The sequence below is a fragment of the Arenibacter flavimaris genome (assembly GCF_030291335.1).
Classification (GTDB): domain Bacteria; phylum Bacteroidota; class Bacteroidia; order Flavobacteriales; family Flavobacteriaceae; genus Arenibacter.
On record NZ_JASWIM010000007.1, the window covers coordinates 141590 to 159161 of the forward strand.

General features: G+C 40.3%; 19 protein-coding genes. 13 read left to right on the top strand and 6 right to left on the bottom strand.

Annotated elements, in window-relative coordinates; genetic code table 11:
* The first annotated feature begins 42 nt into the window (after window positions 1-42).
* The 7 genes from hisC to QSE00_RS08520 all read left to right on the top strand — a co-directional run bounded on the left by hisC (window position 43) and on the right by QSE00_RS08520 (window position 6773).
* On the top strand, window positions 43-1101 hold the full coding sequence (gene hisC / locus QSE00_RS08490; RefSeq protein WP_110355290.1) for a histidinol-phosphate transaminase: 1059 nt from the start codon (window positions 43-45) through the stop codon (window positions 1099-1101).
* A gap of 4 nt (window positions 1102-1105) precedes the next feature.
* Window positions 1106-2278 (top strand): bifunctional histidinol-phosphatase/imidazoleglycerol-phosphate dehydratase HisB, encoded by a 1173-nt coding sequence (gene hisB, locus QSE00_RS08495; RefSeq protein ID WP_286105611.1) that lies wholly within the window; start codon window positions 1106-1108, stop codon window positions 2276-2278.
* Between the two features lie 104 nt (window positions 2279-2382).
* A complete protein-coding gene (gene hisH / locus QSE00_RS08500; RefSeq protein ID WP_110355289.1) occupies window positions 2383-2979 on the top strand; it encodes an imidazole glycerol phosphate synthase subunit HisH in 597 nt (198 codons plus the stop codon).
* A 33-nt stretch (window positions 2980-3012) separates the two neighbouring features.
* Window positions 3013-3741: a 1-(5-phosphoribosyl)-5-[(5-phosphoribosylamino)methylideneamino]imidazole-4-carboxamide isomerase gene (gene hisA, locus QSE00_RS08505; RefSeq protein WP_286105612.1), complete on the top strand. Its 729-nt coding sequence runs from the start codon at window positions 3013-3015 to the stop codon at window positions 3739-3741.
* A 96-nt stretch (window positions 3742-3837) separates the two neighbouring features.
* Complete coding sequence (gene hisF, locus QSE00_RS08510) at window positions 3838-4593, top strand: imidazole glycerol phosphate synthase subunit HisF (RefSeq protein WP_110355287.1); 756 nt, start codon at window positions 3838-3840, stop codon at window positions 4591-4593.
* Window positions 4594-4600: 7 nt separating this feature from the next.
* Complete coding sequence (gene hisIE, locus QSE00_RS08515) at window positions 4601-5236, top strand: bifunctional phosphoribosyl-AMP cyclohydrolase/phosphoribosyl-ATP diphosphatase HisIE (protein ID WP_258364785.1); 636 nt, start codon at window positions 4601-4603, stop codon at window positions 5234-5236.
* 124 nt (window positions 5237-5360) lie between these two features.
* A complete protein-coding gene (locus tag QSE00_RS08520) occupies window positions 5361-6773 on the top strand; it encodes a Gfo/Idh/MocA family protein (protein ID WP_286105613.1) in 1413 nt (470 codons plus the stop codon).
* Between the two features lie 117 nt (window positions 6774-6890).
* Here the strand turns inward: QSE00_RS08520 and QSE00_RS08525 are convergent, their stop codons facing one another.
* A complete protein-coding gene (locus tag QSE00_RS08525; protein ID WP_146216276.1) occupies window positions 6891-7280 on the bottom strand; it encodes a hypothetical protein in 390 nt (129 codons plus the stop codon).
* A 127-nt stretch (window positions 7281-7407) separates the two neighbouring features.
* Window positions 7408-8223: a DUF1853 family protein gene (locus tag QSE00_RS08530; protein WP_286105614.1), complete on the bottom strand. Its 816-nt coding sequence runs from the start codon at window positions 8221-8223 to the stop codon at window positions 7408-7410.
* Window positions 8224-8301: 78 nt separating this feature from the next.
* Here QSE00_RS08530 and QSE00_RS08535 point away from each other — a divergent pair, with 78 nt between their 5' ends.
* Both QSE00_RS08535 and QSE00_RS08540 read left to right on the top strand, forming a co-directional pair.
* Complete coding sequence (locus QSE00_RS08535; RefSeq protein ID WP_286105615.1) at window positions 8302-9444, top strand: vWA domain-containing protein; 1143 nt, start codon at window positions 8302-8304, stop codon at window positions 9442-9444.
* A gap of 89 nt (window positions 9445-9533) precedes the next feature.
* Window positions 9534-11003 (top strand): magnesium chelatase, encoded by a 1470-nt coding sequence (locus QSE00_RS08540; RefSeq protein ID WP_110355282.1) that lies wholly within the window; start codon window positions 9534-9536, stop codon window positions 11001-11003.
* Window positions 11004-11014: 11 nt separating this feature from the next.
* On the opposite strand, the gene QSE00_RS08545 is transcribed toward QSE00_RS08540, so the two are convergent.
* The gene (locus tag QSE00_RS08545; protein WP_110355281.1) at window positions 11015-11497 is read right to left on the bottom strand and encodes a hypothetical protein; all 483 of its coding nucleotides are present in this window, start codon (window positions 11495-11497) and stop codon (window positions 11015-11017) included.
* A gap of 252 nt (window positions 11498-11749) precedes the next feature.
* On the opposite strand from QSE00_RS08545, the gene truA reads away from it, so the two are divergent.
* Window positions 11750-12535, top strand: a complete 786-nt coding sequence (gene truA, locus QSE00_RS08550; RefSeq protein WP_286105616.1) for a tRNA pseudouridine(38-40) synthase TruA — start codon at window positions 11750-11752, stop codon at window positions 12533-12535.
* 142 nt (window positions 12536-12677) lie between these two features.
* Window positions 12678-13772: a magnesium/cobalt transporter CorA gene (corA, locus tag QSE00_RS08555; protein WP_110355279.1), complete on the top strand. Its 1095-nt coding sequence runs from the start codon at window positions 12678-12680 to the stop codon at window positions 13770-13772.
* Window positions 13773-13793: 21 nt separating this feature from the next.
* On the opposite strand, the gene cysM is transcribed toward corA, so the two are convergent.
* A complete protein-coding gene (cysM, locus tag QSE00_RS08560; RefSeq protein WP_286105617.1) occupies window positions 13794-14678 on the bottom strand; it encodes a cysteine synthase CysM in 885 nt (294 codons plus the stop codon).
* The gene (gene epsC, locus QSE00_RS08565) at window positions 14668-15462 is read right to left on the bottom strand and encodes a serine O-acetyltransferase EpsC (RefSeq protein WP_110355501.1); all 795 of its coding nucleotides are present in this window, start codon (window positions 15460-15462) and stop codon (window positions 14668-14670) included. The genes cysM and epsC overlap by 11 nt, the downstream gene beginning before the upstream one ends.
* Window positions 15463-15553: 91 nt before the next feature.
* Between epsC and QSE00_RS08570 the strand changes: the two genes are divergently transcribed.
* Entirely contained in the window at window positions 15554-16243 is a 690-nt protein-coding gene (locus QSE00_RS08570) for a DUF2461 domain-containing protein (RefSeq protein WP_286105618.1), read from the top strand.
* Between the two features lie 5 nt (window positions 16244-16248).
* Here the strand turns inward: QSE00_RS08570 and QSE00_RS08575 are convergent, their stop codons facing one another.
* Window positions 16249-16662: a glyoxalase gene (locus tag QSE00_RS08575; RefSeq protein WP_110355500.1), complete on the bottom strand. Its 414-nt coding sequence runs from the start codon at window positions 16660-16662 to the stop codon at window positions 16249-16251.
* Between the two features lie 361 nt (window positions 16663-17023).
* On the opposite strand from QSE00_RS08575, the gene QSE00_RS08580 reads away from it, so the two are divergent.
* Complete coding sequence (locus tag QSE00_RS08580; RefSeq protein ID WP_110355276.1) at window positions 17024-17419, top strand: acyl-CoA thioesterase; 396 nt, start codon at window positions 17024-17026, stop codon at window positions 17417-17419.
* Window positions 17420-17572: the final 153 nt, after the last annotated feature.

Here is a 17572-nt window from a genome sequence, read left to right on the forward strand (position 1 = left end):
CCATGACATCTATGTTTCCAAATAGCGAAAAGCAGCGAAAGAATGAAAACTAAAATATTCAATATCAACAATATTGTAAGGGAGAATGTAAAGGGCTTAAGCCCCTATTCTTCCGCACGGGACGAATATGTTTCGGATGGTTCCAAAATGGTTTTTTTGGATGCGAATGAAAATCCGTTTGAAACTGGGGTAAACAGATATCCCGATCCACACCAAAGACGATTGAAGGAGGTTTTGGCAGAAAGAAAAGGAGTGAGTTCCCGGCAACTTCTATTGGGCAATGGTAGCGATGAAGTATTGGACTTAATTTTTAGGGCTTTCTGTGAACCAAAGGAAGACAATATAATTAGCCTGCCGCCAACCTACGGTATGTACAAGGTACTTGCCAGTATTAACAATGTAGAGAATAGGGAGGTGCTATTAACAAAGGACTTTGAACCCAATGTGCCCGAAATTCTTAAAACCGCCGACAACAGAAGTAAATTGCTGTTTCTGTGTTCCCCCAACAATCCTACTGGAAATAGTTTTTCAAATAGCAGCGTAAGGGAATTATTGGACAATTTTAACGGATTGGTAGTAGTGGATGAAGCCTATATAGACTTCTCCGGCGAAGTGAGTTGGATTACGGAATTGAAGAACTATCCCAATTTAGTAATAACCCAAACCTTATCCAAGGCTTATGGAATGGCCGGTATAAGATTGGGGACATGTTATGCTTCAGAAGAAATAATCTCCGTACTGAATAAAATTAAACCGCCTTACAACGTAAACGAACTAACCCAACAACGGGCATTGGAAAGGGTTTTGGATGTTAATGCGGTCAACCTGGAGATAATAGATATTTTAACGGAACGGGAGGCCCTTTATAATGTACTGCGCCAAGTGGAATTTGTAGAGAAAATATATCCCACGGACGCAAATTTTATATTGGCCAAAGTGGATGACGCTACCAAAAGATATAATCAACTGTTGGAAATGGGTATCGTTGTCCGCAATAGGACCACCCAACCCCTTTGTGAAAATACCTTAAGGTTTACCGTTGGAACCAAGGAGGAAAATGAGATATTAATAAATGCATTGCAGAATATAACAACCACATAATACTATGAGTCCGGATACAAATGCCACCAAGGGAAACAAAATAGGTAAAAAAGTTCTATTTATAGATAGGGATGGTACCATTATTAAAGAGACCATCGACGAGCAAATAGACGCTTTTGAAAAAATGGTGTTCTACCCCAAAGCTTTTACTTATTTGGGTAAAATAGCCAAGGAATTGGATTATGAATTGGTGATGATCACCAATCAGGATGGATTGGGAACCGATATTTTTCCCGAGCATACCTTTTGGCCGGTCCATAATTTTATATTAAAATCATTTGAAAATGAAGGAGTAGTTTTTGATAAGGTATTTCTGGACAAGACCTTCCCACATGAGAACGCCAATACCAGAAAACCGGGAACCGGATTACTTACCGAATACTTTTCCGAAGAATACGATCTGGCCAATTCCTTTGTAATAGGGGACCGGCTGACCGATGTGGAACTAGCCAAGAATTTAGGGGCCAAAGGCATCTTTATCAACGACAACACCAATTTGGGAACAGGGGAAATATCCGTTAAAAGGGAAGAATTAAATAACTACATAGCCCTGGAAAGTAATGACTGGGAAAAAATTTACGAATTTTTAAAACTGAAAGATCGGGTATCGGAGATAAAGCGCAAAACCAATGAAACCGATATTTTTATAAAACTCAATCTAGACGGTACCGGAAAAAGTGATATCGGTACCGGATTGGATTTCTTTGATCATATGCTGGATCAATTGGCGCGCCATGGTCAAATGGACCTTGAAATCAAGGTCAAGGGAGATCTGGAAGTGGATGAGCACCATACTATTGAGGATACCGCCATAGCGTTGGGAGAGGTATTCCATAAAGCTTTGGGCAATAAACTAGGTATAGAGCGATACGGCTTCTGTTTGCCCATGGATGACTGTTTAGCACAGGCAGCCATTGATTTTGGTGGACGAAACTGGTTGGTATGGGAAGCGGAATTCAAACGGGAAATGATAGGAAAAATGCCAACGGAAATGTTTTATCATTTCTTTAAATCCTTTACGGACGGAGCCAAGGCCAACCTAAATATCAAAGCCGAAGGCAACAACGAACACCATAAGATCGAAGCCATTTTCAAGGCATTTGCCAAGGCAATCAAGATGGCCGTGAAAAGGGATGTGGATAAAATGGTGCTTCCAAGTACCAAAGGAGTATTATAGAAGTCTTATGCCTCAAGGCCCTGTCCAAAAGCAAGGGGTAGACAAGTGTCGGAATATTCAAACCTCACTTAGTGAGCAAAAAATCTGTCCGAAGGACAAAGAAAATGAAAATAGTAATAATAGATTACGGAGCCGGAAATATACAGAGCATTAAATTTGCCTTTCAACGCTTGGGATACGAAGCTATTCTGAGCAAGGATGCTGAGGGGATTATGACGGCCGATAAAGTTATTTTTCCAGGTGTTGGGGAAGCCAGTAGCGCCATGAAAAAGTTGCGCGAAAGTAAATTGGACCAGATTATACCCAAATTAAAACAGCCGGTACTGGGAATTTGTCTCGGAATGCAATTAATGTGTCACTCTTCGGAAGAAGGCAATACGCAGGGCCTAGGTATTTTTGATGTTGACGTGGTTAAGTTTTCCAATGAGGTAAAAGTTCCACAAATAGGATGGAATCAAATTACAAATTTAAAATCCGATCTTTTCAAAAACGTCAATGAAAAAGAGCATATTTATTTGGTACACAGTTTTTATGCCCCTTTGTGCAAGGAAACCATAGCAGAAGCGGATTACGGTTTGGGATATAGTGCCGCTTTGAGAAAAGATAATTTTTATGGAACCCAATTCCACCCAGAAAAGAGCAGTGAGGTAGGGGAACGGATTCTTAGAAATTTTATCGAAACCATACATACTCCCAATTAAATAAATGCCCATTGGGACTTAATTAAAAACAAAATGAGAATAATACCCGCCATAGACATCATTGAAGGAAAATGTGTTAGACTATCCAAAGGAGACTATGACACCAAAAAAATTTACAATGAGAATCCCTTGGAGGTGGCAAAAGAGTTCGAGGCCCATGGTATACAATACCTACATTTAGTAGATTTGGACGGAGCCAAATCCAAGCACATTGTAAATCATAAGGTGTTGGAAAAAATAGCTTCCAATACCAACTTAAAAATAGATTTTGGAGGTGGACTCAAGACCGACGAGGAATTAAGGATAGCCTTTGAAAGTGGGGCCAATCAAATTACCGGAGGAAGTATTGCTGTAAAAGACAGGGAAACCTTTATTTCATGGATCAACAAATACGGTCCAGAGAAGATTGTTCTAGGAGCGGATGCCAAAAATGAGATGGTTGCCGTTTCTGGCTGGATGGAAGATTCCAAGGAGGAGTTGGTTCCCTTCATACAGGTGTATCAAAAAGAAGGAATCAGAGGGGTTATCTGTACCGATATTAGTAAGGATGGCATGTTGGAAGGCCCTTCATTTGATTTGTATCGCAAGATTTTGGCTGAATGTGGACCAAAATTACAACTAATTGCCAGTGGCGGTATTTCAACTTTTGACGAACTCCCTAAACTGGCCGAATTGGGCTGTGAAGGAACCATTATTGGTAAGGCCATTTATGAAAACAGAATTAGCCTAAAACAATTGGAAAAATTTATTCTCGATATTTAACCCTTAAAACCTATTGCTGTTCAATAGGGACAGCCTAGTAATGGCATTGAAGATATTAATTGGATTCGCCTCCAAATACAAAAACGTAAATACCCCATGTTAACAAAAAGAATAATCCCTTGTTTGGATATCAAAAACGGGAGAACGGTAAAAGGAATCAACTTTGTAGACCTGAGGGATGCAGGGGACCCCGTGGAATTGGCCGAAATTTACGCAAAAACAGGAGCGGACGAGCTAGTCTTCCTAGATATTTCCGCAACGGAGGAAAGAAGGAGAACATTGGCCGATTTAGTGCTGCGTGTGGCTGAAAAAGTAAATATTCCGTTTACTGTTGGCGGTGGTATTTCATCTGTGGAAGACGTAGATATATTACTGCATAATGGAGCGGATAAGGTATCCATAAATTCATCGGCTGTAAAAAATCCTCAATTGATCAACGACCTGGTTGCCAAATTTGGATCACAATGCATAGTGGTTGCCATAGATGCCAAACAAATAAATGGGGAATGGATTGTTCACTTGGTAGGAGGGAAGGTACCTACAACCCTAAATCTTTTTACCTGGGCAAAGGAAGTGGAAGACCGTGGGGCCGGTGAAATCCTTTTTACTTCCATGGACCACGATGGTACTAAGGACGGATTTGCCAATGAAGCTTTGGCCCGATTATCCACCGAATTGAATATACCCATTATAGCATCGGGCGGTGCCGGAAATATGCAACATTTCACGGATACATTTATGGAGGGCAAGGCAGATGCCGCTTTGGCGGCCAGCGTGTTTCACTTCAAAGAAATCGAGATCAAGGACTTGAAAGCAGAGTTGAAAAGAAATAATATACCGGTTAGATTATAAAACCCTAATGGAATCCAAAATCATGAACATAGACTTTAACAAAAACAACGATGGCCTAGTACCGGCCATAATACAGGACGCACTTACAAAAAATGTACTTATGCTCGGGTATATGAACCAAGAGGCCTACGAAAAAACTGTGGACAGTGGTAAAGTAACCTTCTTTAGTCGCACTAAAAACAGATTGTGGACCAAAGGGGAGGAAAGCGGAAACTTTTTGAATCTAGTGGATATTAAATTGGATTGTGACAATGACACCCTATTGGTAATGGTGGCTCCCGTAGGACCAACATGTCACAAGGGAACCGATACCTGCTGGGGCGAAAGAAACGATACCTCCTTTGGATTTCTATCAGAATTGGAAAGCATTATTCAAAATAGAAAAGAACAAGCAGAGGGAAAGGTCGGGATTCCCGAGGGAGTTAAACCTAGCTATGTTTCCTCACTCTTTAAAAGCGGGATTAATAAAGTTGCCCAAAAAGTAGGCGAAGAGGCTGTAGAGGTCGTCATTGAGGCCAAAGACGATAACGACCAACTGTTCAAGGAGGAAAGCGCCGATCTCTTGTTCCATTACCTAATCTTGTTACAGGCAAAAGGATTTAAACTTCAGGACATCGTTAAGGTTCTAGAGTCTCGGCATTAGTTTTTAAATATTTTTCATATGACTCGAAAATTGTGCAATTTCCAACTTGATTTGTTTTGGTAAAATAAATTAACTTATCTTCAAAAATTCCAAGGAATAATCAATAACATCAAGAGTTTAAAGTATGAAATCAAATAGGAGGGATTTTCTTAGAAAAACATCCATTGCTGGTGTGGGTTTGGCAATGACCCCGGCATGGTCCAATTCAATCACCGGTAACAGCCCCTATAATACCCCGGAACCATTATATGGTGCCAAGTATATGGGCGGATTTTCAGCCCCTAAATTGGAAACCGTAAAATGCGCCTTTATAGGTGTAGGTGCTCGAGGTTCTGGACATGCACATCAAATTGCGGCCATTGAGGGGACAGAAGTAGTAGCTATCAGTGATTTGTACCAAGATCTTGCCGAGAAATCGGCAAACATATGCAAGGAAAATGGTGGTGGCACCAGGCACAAGAAAATAACCTTGTACACCGATGGGGAGAACGACTGGAAAAAGATGTTGAAAAAGGAAAAGCCAGATGCCGTTTTTGTTTGTACCCCATGGGAATTGCATGCACCTATGGCCATAGAAGCTATGAAAAGTGGGGCCCATGTTTTTGTTGAAGTACCACTGGCCCTTACCATCCAAGAGATGTGGGACATAGTGGATACCTCGGAGAAAACCCAAAAGCATTGTATGATGATGGAAAACGTCAACTATGGCAGGGAAGAACTACTCTACTTAAATATGTGCCGAAAAGGTGTTATTGGCGAATTGCTACACGGAGAAGCTGCCTATATCCACGAATTAAGATCACAAATGAAGGAAGTGGAACGCGGAACGGGGTCTTGGCGTACCTATCATTATGCCAATCGCGATGGCAATCTCTATCCTACCCACGGACTGGGGCCAGTAGCACAATACATGAATTTGGCCAGGGGAGAGGATAATTTCAAATTTATAAATTCCTTTTCTTCTCCAGGTAAAGGTCGTAATCTATATGCTGCCAAGAATTTTCCGGCAGACCACAAGTGGAATAAGTTGGACTTTAAGGGTGGGGATATAAATACATCCATTGTTAAAACCCACATGGGTAGGACAATTATGGTACAATGGGACGAAACTAGCCCTAGACCTTATACCAGACACAACCTGATACAAGGCACAAAAGGAACCTTGACAGGTTTCCCTACCCGGATTGCCTTGGAAGGTGGAGTGGAAGGTGGCCCGGACAACCACCATGAGTGGGCAGAAGGCGAGCAATTGCAAAAGATTTTCGAAAAATACGAACATCCACTATACGTGCGATTGGGAGAATTGGCCACCAAAATGGGCGGACATGGCGGAATGGACTTTATAATGAGGTATAGAATCATCGAGTGCCTTAGAAATGGACAACCATTGGATCAGAACGTTTATGAAGGGTGTTATTGGAGTGCCGTAGGTACCTTGAGCGAAGCATCCGTGGCCCAAAATGGAGCACCACAAGAATTTCCGGATTTTACCAGGGGCAATTGGAAAACCACAGCACCTTTGGATATTGTAGGCTAAAGGCCCTACTGCATAAAAAAAAGGAAAGTCATTGTTTACCTGTTCAACTTAGTATTTTGTTGACCGGAAAAGCAATGACTTTTTTTTTATTAAGGTAAAGGTATTGTTCCCGGATAATTACTCTGTGCCGTCTACTCCTGCAACCTCGGTCCTACCATCCATATAACTTATAAGGTCCTGGGTACTGGTGAACACCTTTTTACTGTAATAACGTCCTCTATCCCAGTCAGCGGGTTCCGCAGCCTTTAAAGCATCTGCTATAATGTCCTGAACTTTTTCCGACAGTCCTTCACATTGACTCCCTTCCAATAGCTTAAATAGTTTTTCGTAAGACTCCAAGGCCTTGCCCGAATAGTATTTCTGATGATCAAAGTTGTTCGCCTTTAAAGCGCTTTTAGCATGATTAAGGGCATAGGATGCGGTAGAATAAATTAATTCACAGTCGTCCTTTGCCTGTGCCATGGAAAAGACAAACAATGAAAAAAACAACAAATAAACTTTTTTCATAGGTGTGGGTTTATAAGATTTGTCTAAAGAAAACGAATCATTATTGCCTATATTGTTGGGACATCCTATTTCTATTATTTTTACACAGGTTACATACCCCATTATTACTCCCCCATTTTAATTGGATCTACCACCATACAATGAAAAGTTTTTCAATGGTAAAATCAGCTGATTGCATCCATAATAAGGGAGATTTTTTATTTTCCAACCCAATTGAAATCAAATCCAGTATTTCATTATGGCCTAACCAATCAACACCTTGATGCGGCTCCAAAAGCCATTCGGGCTTGGATGGTAGATAATAACGTTGTTCCAAAAACCAAGGGCTCTTAAATTGTTGTAAAGGAATCCATCTGCCACAAATACAATCGGAATTAAAGGGAGCCAAATCCACTTCACGCGTCGTAAATGGGATAAATATTTGGGATTTAAAACACACCCGATGCAATAATTCCGAAGCCGTTATATGTAACCCTTGCAAAACAGAGGTAGCTTCAGGAGTTCTCAGAAGCGGAATCTGATGATTTACAATCCTTTCTTTCTTGGCCAGGAAGGAGTCGCTCCTGTTTGGCCCAATCAATTGGCATTCAATCTTTGTTACCTCCCCTGTTACCACATAGAATTTATACGTCAACTCAACATGCATAAATTTATGACTATCAACATCTTGCAATAAAAAATCTATTTCCCCCAAACTTGTTTTTTCCTTCCTTATGGGAATGTTGTGAGCAATAACATTGTATTGGGCTGAGTGTTGGATCAGCTTTAGAAAAATGTGTTCTATTTTATGTCCTAACCTTACATTGGAAGGTAACCGCCCCATCTCCAGGTTTTCAAAATTTAATTCTGGAAGCACAAATTGCCTCAAACCTTCCAATTCCCCTATCCAAAGTGGAGGAGTTTTAAAAAATGCCCTGTAATATGAAAGATTTTTATGATCCAAGTGATGCTAATATTAGGTAAACCGTTAAGTTTTCTTTAAAAAGGAAAAGGTCTTGACCAAATTAAGTAATTTTATAGTATGGGTATTAATAAAAGAAAAGGGTTTAGGTTTTCTACCTATGAAGCCCCCGAGCAAACTCCTTTCGAAAAGCTTTTTGATATTTTCAAGGAACTGATTACACATACTTCGGGAGATGTGGATGAGGCCTTGGATTGGCTAAGGGAGTTGGACAATGAATACGAACTTACCGATGAGAATTATACCATTGACGATTTTATAGAAGACCTTAAGGCCAAAGGATATCTGAGAGAAGATCCCAAAGAAGGTGATGGCGATGGCACGGGGGGGAAGGAGGCAGATTTGTCCATAACCGCCAAGATGGAACGGATTATTAGGCAAGCGGCCTTGAATCAAATATTCGGCAAGATCAAAAGAAGTGGTTCGGGGAATCACAAAACCGGCTTATCGGGTAGGGGCGATGAGCATATGGGCGAATACAGGGAATATAAATTCGGAGACAGTTTAGAGCGGATTTCCATGACCGAAAGTTTAAAAAATGCCCAGATAAACCACGGTATTGGCAATTTCCATTTAAGCGAGGAGGATTTAGTGGTGGAGGACACCCAATTCAAAGCCCAAATGAGCACGGTCCTCATGATCGATATCAGCCATAGTATGATACTCTATGGCGAAGACCGCATTACACCGGCAAAAAAGGTCGCCATGGCCTTGGCAGAGCTTATCACGACCCGATACCCTAAGGACACCTTGGAGATTTTGGTTTTTGGCAACGATGCCTGGCCCATTCCTATTAAGGACCTGCCTTATCTAAAAGTAGGACCCTATCATACCAATACCGTTGCAGGATTGCAATTGGCGATGGATATGCTCCGTAGGAAGCGAAATACGAACAAGCAGATCTTTATGATTACCGATGGCAAACCCAGCTGCATTAAATTGGCCGATGGCACCTATTATAAAAATAGTGTAGGCCTGGACGATTATATCGTGGAAAAATGCTACAACATGGCCAGACAGGCCAGAAAACTCCATATTCCCATAACCACCTTCATGATTGCCAAAGATCCGTATTTAACACAGTTTGTGAGGCATTTTACAGAAGCTAATAAGGGAAAGGCTTTCTTTACCGGCCTAAAGGGACTTGGTGAAATGATTTTTGAGGATTACGAACAGAATAGAAGAAAAAGATTAAAGGGATAATTAAGGATAAAAAAAATTGGAATAAGCCGTTGTGCACCACTCCCTGTCGACCAAAGTAGACAGGATGGCCAAATTATAAAAACTTACAGATGAAATTGAATCATAAGGAAATTACCAATCTAGGACAGCTTAGAAAGGCAGGGTACAAAACAAAAAAAATAAAGGATGAGTTAAGAGCAAATCTTATTGACAAAATAAAGTCGGATGAAATTACCTTTCCAGGGGTTTGGGGTTATGAAAATTCCGTTGTACCGGAGCTGGAAAGGGCAATATTGTCTAGACACAACATTAATCTACTTGGGCTTAGGGGACAAGCCAAAACACGTTTGGCAAGGTTAATGGTAAATTTATTGGACGAGTATATTCCAATCATCTCCGGCTCCGAGATAAATGATGACCCCTTTAGTCCCATTTCTCGGTATGCCACTGAAACTATTAAGGAACACGGGGATCTGACTCCCATCTCCTGGCTCCACAGAAATGATCGATTTTATGAAAAATTAGCTACCCCAGATGTTACGGTGGCCGATCTAATAGGCGATGTTGACCCCATTAAAGCTGCCAATCTAAAGTTGTCCTATGCCGATGACCGGGTTATACATTTTGGAATGATCCCACGTGCCAACCGTTGTATTTTTGTAATCAATGAATTACCTGATCTACAGGCAAGGATACAGGTCTCCCTTTTTAATATCTTACAGGAGGGCGACATTCAAATAAGGGGATTTAAACTTCGCTTACCTCTAGACCTGCAATTTGTATTTACGGCAAACCCGGAAGATTACACCAATAGGGGCAGTATAGTAACTCCGTTAAAAGACAGGATCGGGTCCCAGATTTTAACACACTATCCTGAGGATATAGAAACCGCCCGTAAAATTACGGAGCAGGAATCCAAATTGGACAAGCGTCAAAGTGAAGTCGTTTATGTGCCCGACTTGGCCAAAGATCTCCTAGAACAAATTAGCAGGGAGGCTAGGGAAAGTGAATATGTAGATGCCAAAAGTGGTATAAGCGCCAGGATGAGCATTACTTCCTTCGAAAATTTAATGAGTACCGCTGAACGTCGGGTATTGAAGAATGGCCAAAAAACCACTATGGTAAGGCTGAGCGATTTTATGGGGGTCATTCCGTCCATAATCGGTAAGATTGAACTAGTTTACGAAGGGGAACAGGAAGGTTCGGGCAGCGTTGCGGAAATATTGATAGATGATGCAGTGAAGTCGCTCTTCCTAAATTATTTTCCAAAGATAGATAAATTGGAACGCAAGGATGCCGAAAGTCCTTATGATGAATTGGTTAGTTGGTTCTTTGATGGGGAAGGATTTGATTTGTTGGATGATGCCACCGATAAGGACTACAAGGAAAAGCTGGATAGCATTGTTCCACTTCAACAATTGATCACAAAATATCAACCAGACATAAAAAAGGAAGATACCTATTTTTTGAAGGAATTGGTGTTGTGGGGACTGGTTGCCCATAAAAAACTAAGTAAGCAACGTTACACTATAGGCTATCAAATAAAAGATGTTTACGGTAGCTTTATAAGCGGATTGTAAAATGGCATATTTTACTCCCAGGCATCAATATGATTATTTAGGTAATCAAAATCATATTTGCCCACCCGTTGTATTCTAATTACAAATGACCAAACAGTAAGAACCACCAATAGACTTTGTAATGCGATAATCAAAAAGCCCATAGGTACGAAGGAACTTGGTATAACATGGCCTTGAAATTCACTTTGGGAGCCAAGAATTAAAAAAGTTTCATAAATATTATATCCATAGGCCAGTAAGATTCCATACATGATATACTCAATATTTTTCATGATCATATCCGGATATTCATTTTCCGTTATCTTAAACCAGAGTACATATAAATAAAGAAAGTGGATCAATGATAGTACGGGAAAAATATAACTCTCTACCCTATTGAAAATAAAGATATTTCCATACATGCTATAAAAGCCAAGGATAATTAAGGATACCAGTGAAATAATGGTGAGGACAATATTAATTTGGGGAGTGGTTCTTCTAACGGAATTTTCCATAATTAAGGTTTAAGATTTCGGATAATTTTCAACATAATTACAACTAAAATCATATTCGTTAAACAAAATTTCGTTGAACATATAGAAATTTAAGATAGAAAAAAGGGGGCTCGGACGAAGTACCGAAAAGTACGATGAACTCATGCCAAATATATTTTTAAATGCATTCAGGGATCAATCCTAAAACCGATCTTCCTTACCTATCTTTGCCTAGGTTTTCTTAGGATTTGATAAAACAACATATAGAATAAAATGAAAACACCCCGTTTTTACTATTTAATCCACCTTCAATTTTTGGGCTTCCGTTACAGCGGTTGGCAAAAGCAACCCGATCAAAAGACGGTGGAGGGTATGTTGGTAAAGACCTTAAAATTTGTTTTGCCCAATTCCAAATTCAAAGTCTTGGGTGCCGGACGTACAGATGCCAAAGTATCGGCCCTAAACACGGCCTTTGAACTATTCCTGGATAAGGATCCCTTGGAGAACCTTCGGGAGTTTATGCATGAATTTAATGTAAACCTACCCCAGGACATCCGTATCATCAGTATAGAACAGGTCGATAAAAACTTCAATATCATCCAAGAAAGTAAACTAAAGGAATATGTTTATCTCTTTTCCTTTGGACAAAAAAACCATCCCTTTTGTGCGCCCTTTTTAGCAAACATTATAGACGAACTGGATCTGGATTTAATGTCGGATTGTGCCCAGATATTTATTGGCACCCATGATTTTTCGTCGTATACGGCCCGACTACAACCCAACACCAAAGTGGTACGGACCATAGAATCGTGTGTCATAAAAGAGAATGAACTCTTAAAGGCCAATTTTTTTCCTGAGGCAAGTTACGCCCTGCATATTACGGGGGAAGGTTTTATGCGGTATCAGATTAGGATGATTATGGGGGCTTTGATTCAGGTTGGCAAGGGAGAACTTACTGCAATGGACATTAAAGAATCTTTGAAAAAGGATAACAATACTTTACTAACCTATGTTGCCCCAGGATCCGGACTGGTGTTAAATGATCTACAGTTCCAATAGTGGCAATCCCATTTCCTACGAAAGAAAAACCCAAAAAAAAAATTAGGTAATTTTTCAAGGAGTTCATTCATGGACGGGCTGGAATGCATAAATTAGTAGCAACAACATAATTTCAGCAAGGGTATTATTAAGATTCCAACCAATGACCAAAAAAAAATCCACACATAAAAGACAGTCAAAAAGACTTGCCAAAACCGGGAAGGCTCCGGGAACCGTAACCTACCTAGGTAATAGGGAAGGAGCCAAGAGTACTGTAAACGTAATGGAGTACGATGAAAATGGCGTTTTGGAATCAGGGTATGATGCTTACTCCACCGAGAGTTTTAACAAGATCGTTGCCTTCCAGGAATCGCCCTCAATTTCCTGGATCAATGTTATTGGAATAAGTGATGAAAAGTTTATAGAGAACCTAGGAAAAGCCTTTTCCTTAAACCCCCTTACTATGGAGGATGCCGTAAACACCCATCAGCGACCAAAGATCGATGAATACGGCAACTACATTTTTGGGGCTTTTAAAATGCTTTATTTGGATGGAAACAATGAAATGGTGACCGAACATGTGGCCATTGTTTTAATGAAGAATACGGTTCTCATTTTTCAGGAAATGCAGGACGATGTTTTCAATAGTATCAGGGATAGGATAAGAGCCAAAACCGGACGAATAAGAAGCAAGCCTGCGGACTATTTGTTTTTCACTCTTTTGGACGCCATTATAGATAATTATTTTGTGGTTCTGGAAAACATTAACCACAAAATAGACGCCTTGGAGGAAGAAGTTTATGAAAACCCCACTCCAAAAACAGCCCATGCCGTCCAAGACCTGAAGAAAGAAGTCCTGAGGATTAGAAGATATATCTACCCTATGAAGGAGTTGATCCATAAATTGATAGATAGTGAACACGTCCTGATTACAAAAGACACCCAGTTGTTTTTAAGGGATGCCTTGGACCATTGTATAGAAATAAACGAAAGTCTAAATATATTAAGGGAGATGTCCATGAGCCTCATGGAAATGTATATGAGCAATATGAGCAATAAAATGAACGAGGTGATGAAGGTACTGACCATAATGGCCACTATTTTCATCCCCCTTACTTTTATTGTTGGGGTATATGGAATGAATTTTGAATATATCCCAGAATTAAAGTACCCCAATGGGTATTTCTATGTTTGGGGGCTCATGATTGCAATCTTTATAGGCCTTCTATTTTATTTTAAAAAGAAGGGATGGCTGTAAATTAGAACCTAATGCTTCCCTTTAATCGAACAGATCGGAGGAAAGATATCGGTCGCCGCGGTCGCACACAATGGAAACAACTATTCCTTCTTCCAGACTTTCGGCCAATTTTACTGAGGCAGCGGCAGCGCCACCACTGCTCATACCTGCAAAAATACCTTCTTCCTTGGCCAAACGCTTCGCCATATCCCTAGCTTCCTGCTCGTTAACCTCCATAACAGTATCCACTTTCGTGGGATCAAATATTTTAGGAAGATATTCCTGGGGCCATTTGCGAATCCCTGGTATTTTGGCCTCGTCGGCAGGTTGCACCCCCACAATTTGAATTCTGGAATTATTTTCCTTCAAAAAAGTGGATGTCCCCATTATAGTCCCGGTAGTGCCCATGGACGACACAAAATGGGTTATTTCCCCTTGGGTATCCCTCCAAATTTCAGGACCGGTACTCTTGTAATGCGCCTTCCAATTATCATCATTGGAGAACTGGTTGATCATGATGTAACCTTCTTCCTTTACCTTCAACTCGGCATAATCCCTTGCACCTTCAATGCCTACATCGGCAGGGGTAAGGGTTACCTTGGCGCCATAGGCCCTCATGGTCTGTACCCTTTCCTTGGTGGAATTTTCCGGCATTACCAATTCTATATCCAAGCCATAAATTCCAGCTATCATGGCCAGCGCAATTCCCGTGTTTCCACTGGTTGCTTCTATCAGTTTGGAGTCTACATCAAAATCGCCCCTTTCCAAACCTTCCTTTATCATATTGAGGGCGGCCCGGTCCTTAACGCTACCTCCGGGATTGTTACCCTCCAATTTAAAAAAAAGTTTAACCTTGGGATTGGTATTGATAACTTTTGATATTACCAAGGGAGTATTCCCTATAATATCCAAAATACTATGAGACATGTGGAAGTGTTTTTATTTTGATTACTGGAGAATGATAGACTGTGGAGTTGGCAGGCACCGATTCTGTTAACCATGCATTTCCTCCAATTATGGAATTCTCTCCAATTACCGTATCCCCTCCTAGAATAGTGGCATTGGCATAGATAGTAACGTTGTTTTCAATGGTGGGATGACGTTTTGTTTTCTGCAATTTTTTGGCAACATATAAAGCTCCCAGGGTTACTCCCTGGTAGATTTTTACATTATTTTTTATTACCGCTGTTTCACCTATGACCACCCCTGTGGCATGATCAATGAAAAAAGAATTTCCTATTTGCGCACCTGGGTTAATGTCCACACCCGTCTGTCTATGGGCGTATTCTGTCATTAATCTGGGAACCAAGGGAAAGCCATCAATATAAAGTTCATGGGCCAGCCTGTAAATGGCAATGGCATAAAAACCGGGATAGGCCATATATACTTCTTCTATGGATAGGGAAGCGGGATCGCAATTGACAATGGCCTCGGCATCCAGATTCAATTTTTCCAGAATTTCCGGTAGTCGCACCACATAATTTGCCCAAATCCTTTGGCAGGGTTTGTCTACCTGCCAACAGGCCAGGTCTACCAATGCATCAAATTCCTTTTCCAATAGGTCCAGATTTTCATCTACCGGTGTATCTATATCGAACAGGGTGTAAAACAAACGATTGGTAAACAGCTCAGTCCTTTCCTTAAGTTCAAACCTCAGGTTAGGCTGATTTTTATGTTCCTTAATATTCTTTATTATAGATGCTTTATCCATTTGCACTTTTTGATTATACATTCAAAATTAACCATTATTTCAAAATCAGCTTGTGCTAAATTGGTTAACTTTAGCACAAAGATAATGTGTTATGAGTCGTATACAACAGCAGCTAATTACGAAAGATGTATTTCAATTTTTGGAAAATCTAAAAAAAAACAATTCCAGGGAATGGTTTACGGAGCACAAAACCGAATTCAAGGCGCTGGAAACCGAGGTCAAGGGTTTTTATACCGCGTTAATGGATAAATTGAAGGCTCATGACGACATTGAAAAATTAAAGATGTTTCGTATCTATCGGGATGTCCGCTTCTCCAAGGACAAAACACCCTACAAGACCCATTTTGCCGGGTCCTATTCCAGGGCTGGCCAACGGCTGAGGGGCGGCTACTATCTGCGGTTAAAACCCAATGAAACTTTTATTGCCGTGGGGTTTTGGGGTCCCAACAAGGAAGACCTCCTTAGAATTAGGAAGGAGTTTGAAACCGATGCCACCGAAATACGCACTATAATGAACCAGAAAAGTTTTAAGGAAGTCTGGGGCGGAATGCAAGGTGATGAATTAAAAACCGCTCCCTCGGGCTTCCATAAAGACCATCCCAATATTGATCTGATCAAAAGAAAACAATTCATATTTGTGAAGAATTTTTCCGACAAGGAAGTTATGTCGCCCGATTTTATGGCGAATGTCGACTCTGCTTACCAAGAGATAAGGCCTTATTTCAACCTGATGAGCGACATACTTACCACCAACCTCAATGGGGAATCACTGGTGGAATAAAAGTACTATACTGCTTGAAGCGAGGCTTTTTCAAAAAATTGAACCTGATCCTTAATACGCTCAATGACCATTTGCATCATGCGTTTGTTTAAAGAGGAGGAATTAAGTATGTACAGTTCATACTCCTCCGCAGTAAATTGCCCTATGATAATGCCTTTAAGCGAATTTCTAAACTTAATGTCCTTTTGGATCGCATTTTCTATGAAAATGAGTCGTTTGTTCTGCCCCAGCCCATAAAAACTATTTTTGTGCTTAGCGATGTAATTCTGAAAAACCAAGAGAAGTAAGGCGTTTTGCATTTTAATTACAGGACGTAAGGTTTGGTTCTGAAACCTCTCATCACTGCTCATATTTTCCGTTACTTTGGCTGAAGGGATTATAGGACGAATTTCCAAAAGACTATGGGACCTATCGCTCATATCATTGGTGTTTTTATAAAGGTAGGTATTAGCATTTGTACTAATGGGCCAATTCCATATAGTTTTTAACGAGGTTATGAACAGTGATACTTTAAACGGGTGCCAAAACCTTGAAAATATCGAATAAGCAATAAGTTCAACTATCCACCATAATAATTGGACCACAACCCATTTAGGAATATTCCTATTGAAATGGTAACTGTGGATTATAGGAATCTAATGATTATAACCCGTATTAATTCCCAAATTGAACAAAAAATTAAGATGTAATTTAGATTTATCTAAATCGGATTACATTTCTCTTGGAGGAGTGCATTAGGGCAAATTTCTTTGCTAATTTTGCTGAAAAATATTAGATACTATGAGATTTCATACAAGAAAATGGGTAAAACCAGAGGATTTGAACGCCAATGGTACTCTATTTGGAGGCAAATTACTTGCTTGGATAGACGAGGAAGCCGCGCTCTACAGCATTATACAATTGGAAAACAAAAGGGTAGTTACCAAGTATATGTCCGAAATAAACTTTATGAGCACTGCATTAAAAGGTGATATAGTTGAAATAGGCATAGACGTGGTCAAATTTGGAAAGACCTCCCTGACCCTTAACTGTGAGGTTCGTAACAAAATGACCCGGGAAACTATTGTAACGGTAGACAATATCATAATGGTAAATCTAGGGGCAGATGGAAAACCAAAACCACATGGAAAAACCAGAATTGAATTTGTAAGGGACCGTTTGGCTTCGGAGGTTTAGTTAACGGAATACGTTTTCGCCACCTCCTGTAGACACTATCCCGTAAACTGTGTAAGTTAAAAATAACCAGGGTTTGACCTTTATCTAAAGTCTGACCCTTTTTTCATAGATCGTAAGGAACTGATTTAAAATAATGCCCCAGTTCCTGATGGG

Coding starts and splice junctions, on each gene's coding strand:
- hisC (WP_110355290.1), top strand. CDS start 43: ATGAAAACTAAAATATTCAATATCAACAATATTGTAAGGGAGAATGTA.
- hisB (WP_286105611.1), top strand. CDS start 1,106: ATGAGTCCGGATACAAATGCCACCAAGGGAAACAAAATAGGTAAAAAA.
- hisH (WP_110355289.1), top strand. CDS start 2,383: ATGAAAATAGTAATAATAGATTACGGAGCCGGAAATATACAGAGCATT.
- hisA (WP_286105612.1), top strand. CDS start 3,013: ATGAGAATAATACCCGCCATAGACATCATTGAAGGAAAATGTGTTAGA.
- hisF (WP_110355287.1), top strand. CDS start 3,838: ATGTTAACAAAAAGAATAATCCCTTGTTTGGATATCAAAAACGGGAGA.
- hisIE (WP_258364785.1), top strand. CDS start 4,601: ATGGAATCCAAAATCATGAACATAGACTTTAACAAAAACAACGATGGC.
- QSE00_RS08520 (WP_286105613.1), top strand. CDS start 5,361: ATGAAATCAAATAGGAGGGATTTTCTTAGAAAAACATCCATTGCTGGT.
- QSE00_RS08525 (WP_146216276.1), bottom strand. CDS start 7,280: ATGAAAAAAGTTTATTTGTTGTTTTTTTCATTGTTTGTCTTTTCCATG.
- QSE00_RS08535 (WP_286105615.1), top strand. CDS start 8,302: ATGGGTATTAATAAAAGAAAAGGGTTTAGGTTTTCTACCTATGAAGCC.
- QSE00_RS08540 (WP_110355282.1), top strand. CDS start 9,534: ATGAAATTGAATCATAAGGAAATTACCAATCTAGGACAGCTTAGAAAG.
- QSE00_RS08545 (WP_110355281.1), bottom strand. CDS start 11,497: ATGGAAAATTCCGTTAGAAGAACCACTCCCCAAATTAATATTGTCCTC.
- truA (WP_286105616.1), top strand. CDS start 11,750: ATGAAAACACCCCGTTTTTACTATTTAATCCACCTTCAATTTTTGGGC.
- corA (WP_110355279.1), top strand. CDS start 12,678: ATGACCAAAAAAAAATCCACACATAAAAGACAGTCAAAAAGACTTGCC.
- cysM (WP_286105617.1), bottom strand. CDS start 14,678: ATGTCTCATAGTATTTTGGATATTATAGGGAATACTCCCTTGGTAATA.
- epsC (WP_110355501.1), bottom strand. CDS start 15,462: ATGGATAAAGCATCTATAATAAAGAATATTAAGGAACATAAAAATCAG.
- QSE00_RS08570 (WP_286105618.1), top strand. CDS start 15,554: ATGAGTCGTATACAACAGCAGCTAATTACGAAAGATGTATTTCAATTT.
- QSE00_RS08575 (WP_110355500.1), bottom strand. CDS start 16,662: ATGAGCGATAGGTCCCATAGTCTTTTGGAAATTCGTCCTATAATCCCT.
- QSE00_RS08580 (WP_110355276.1), top strand. CDS start 17,024: ATGAGATTTCATACAAGAAAATGGGTAAAACCAGAGGATTTGAACGCC.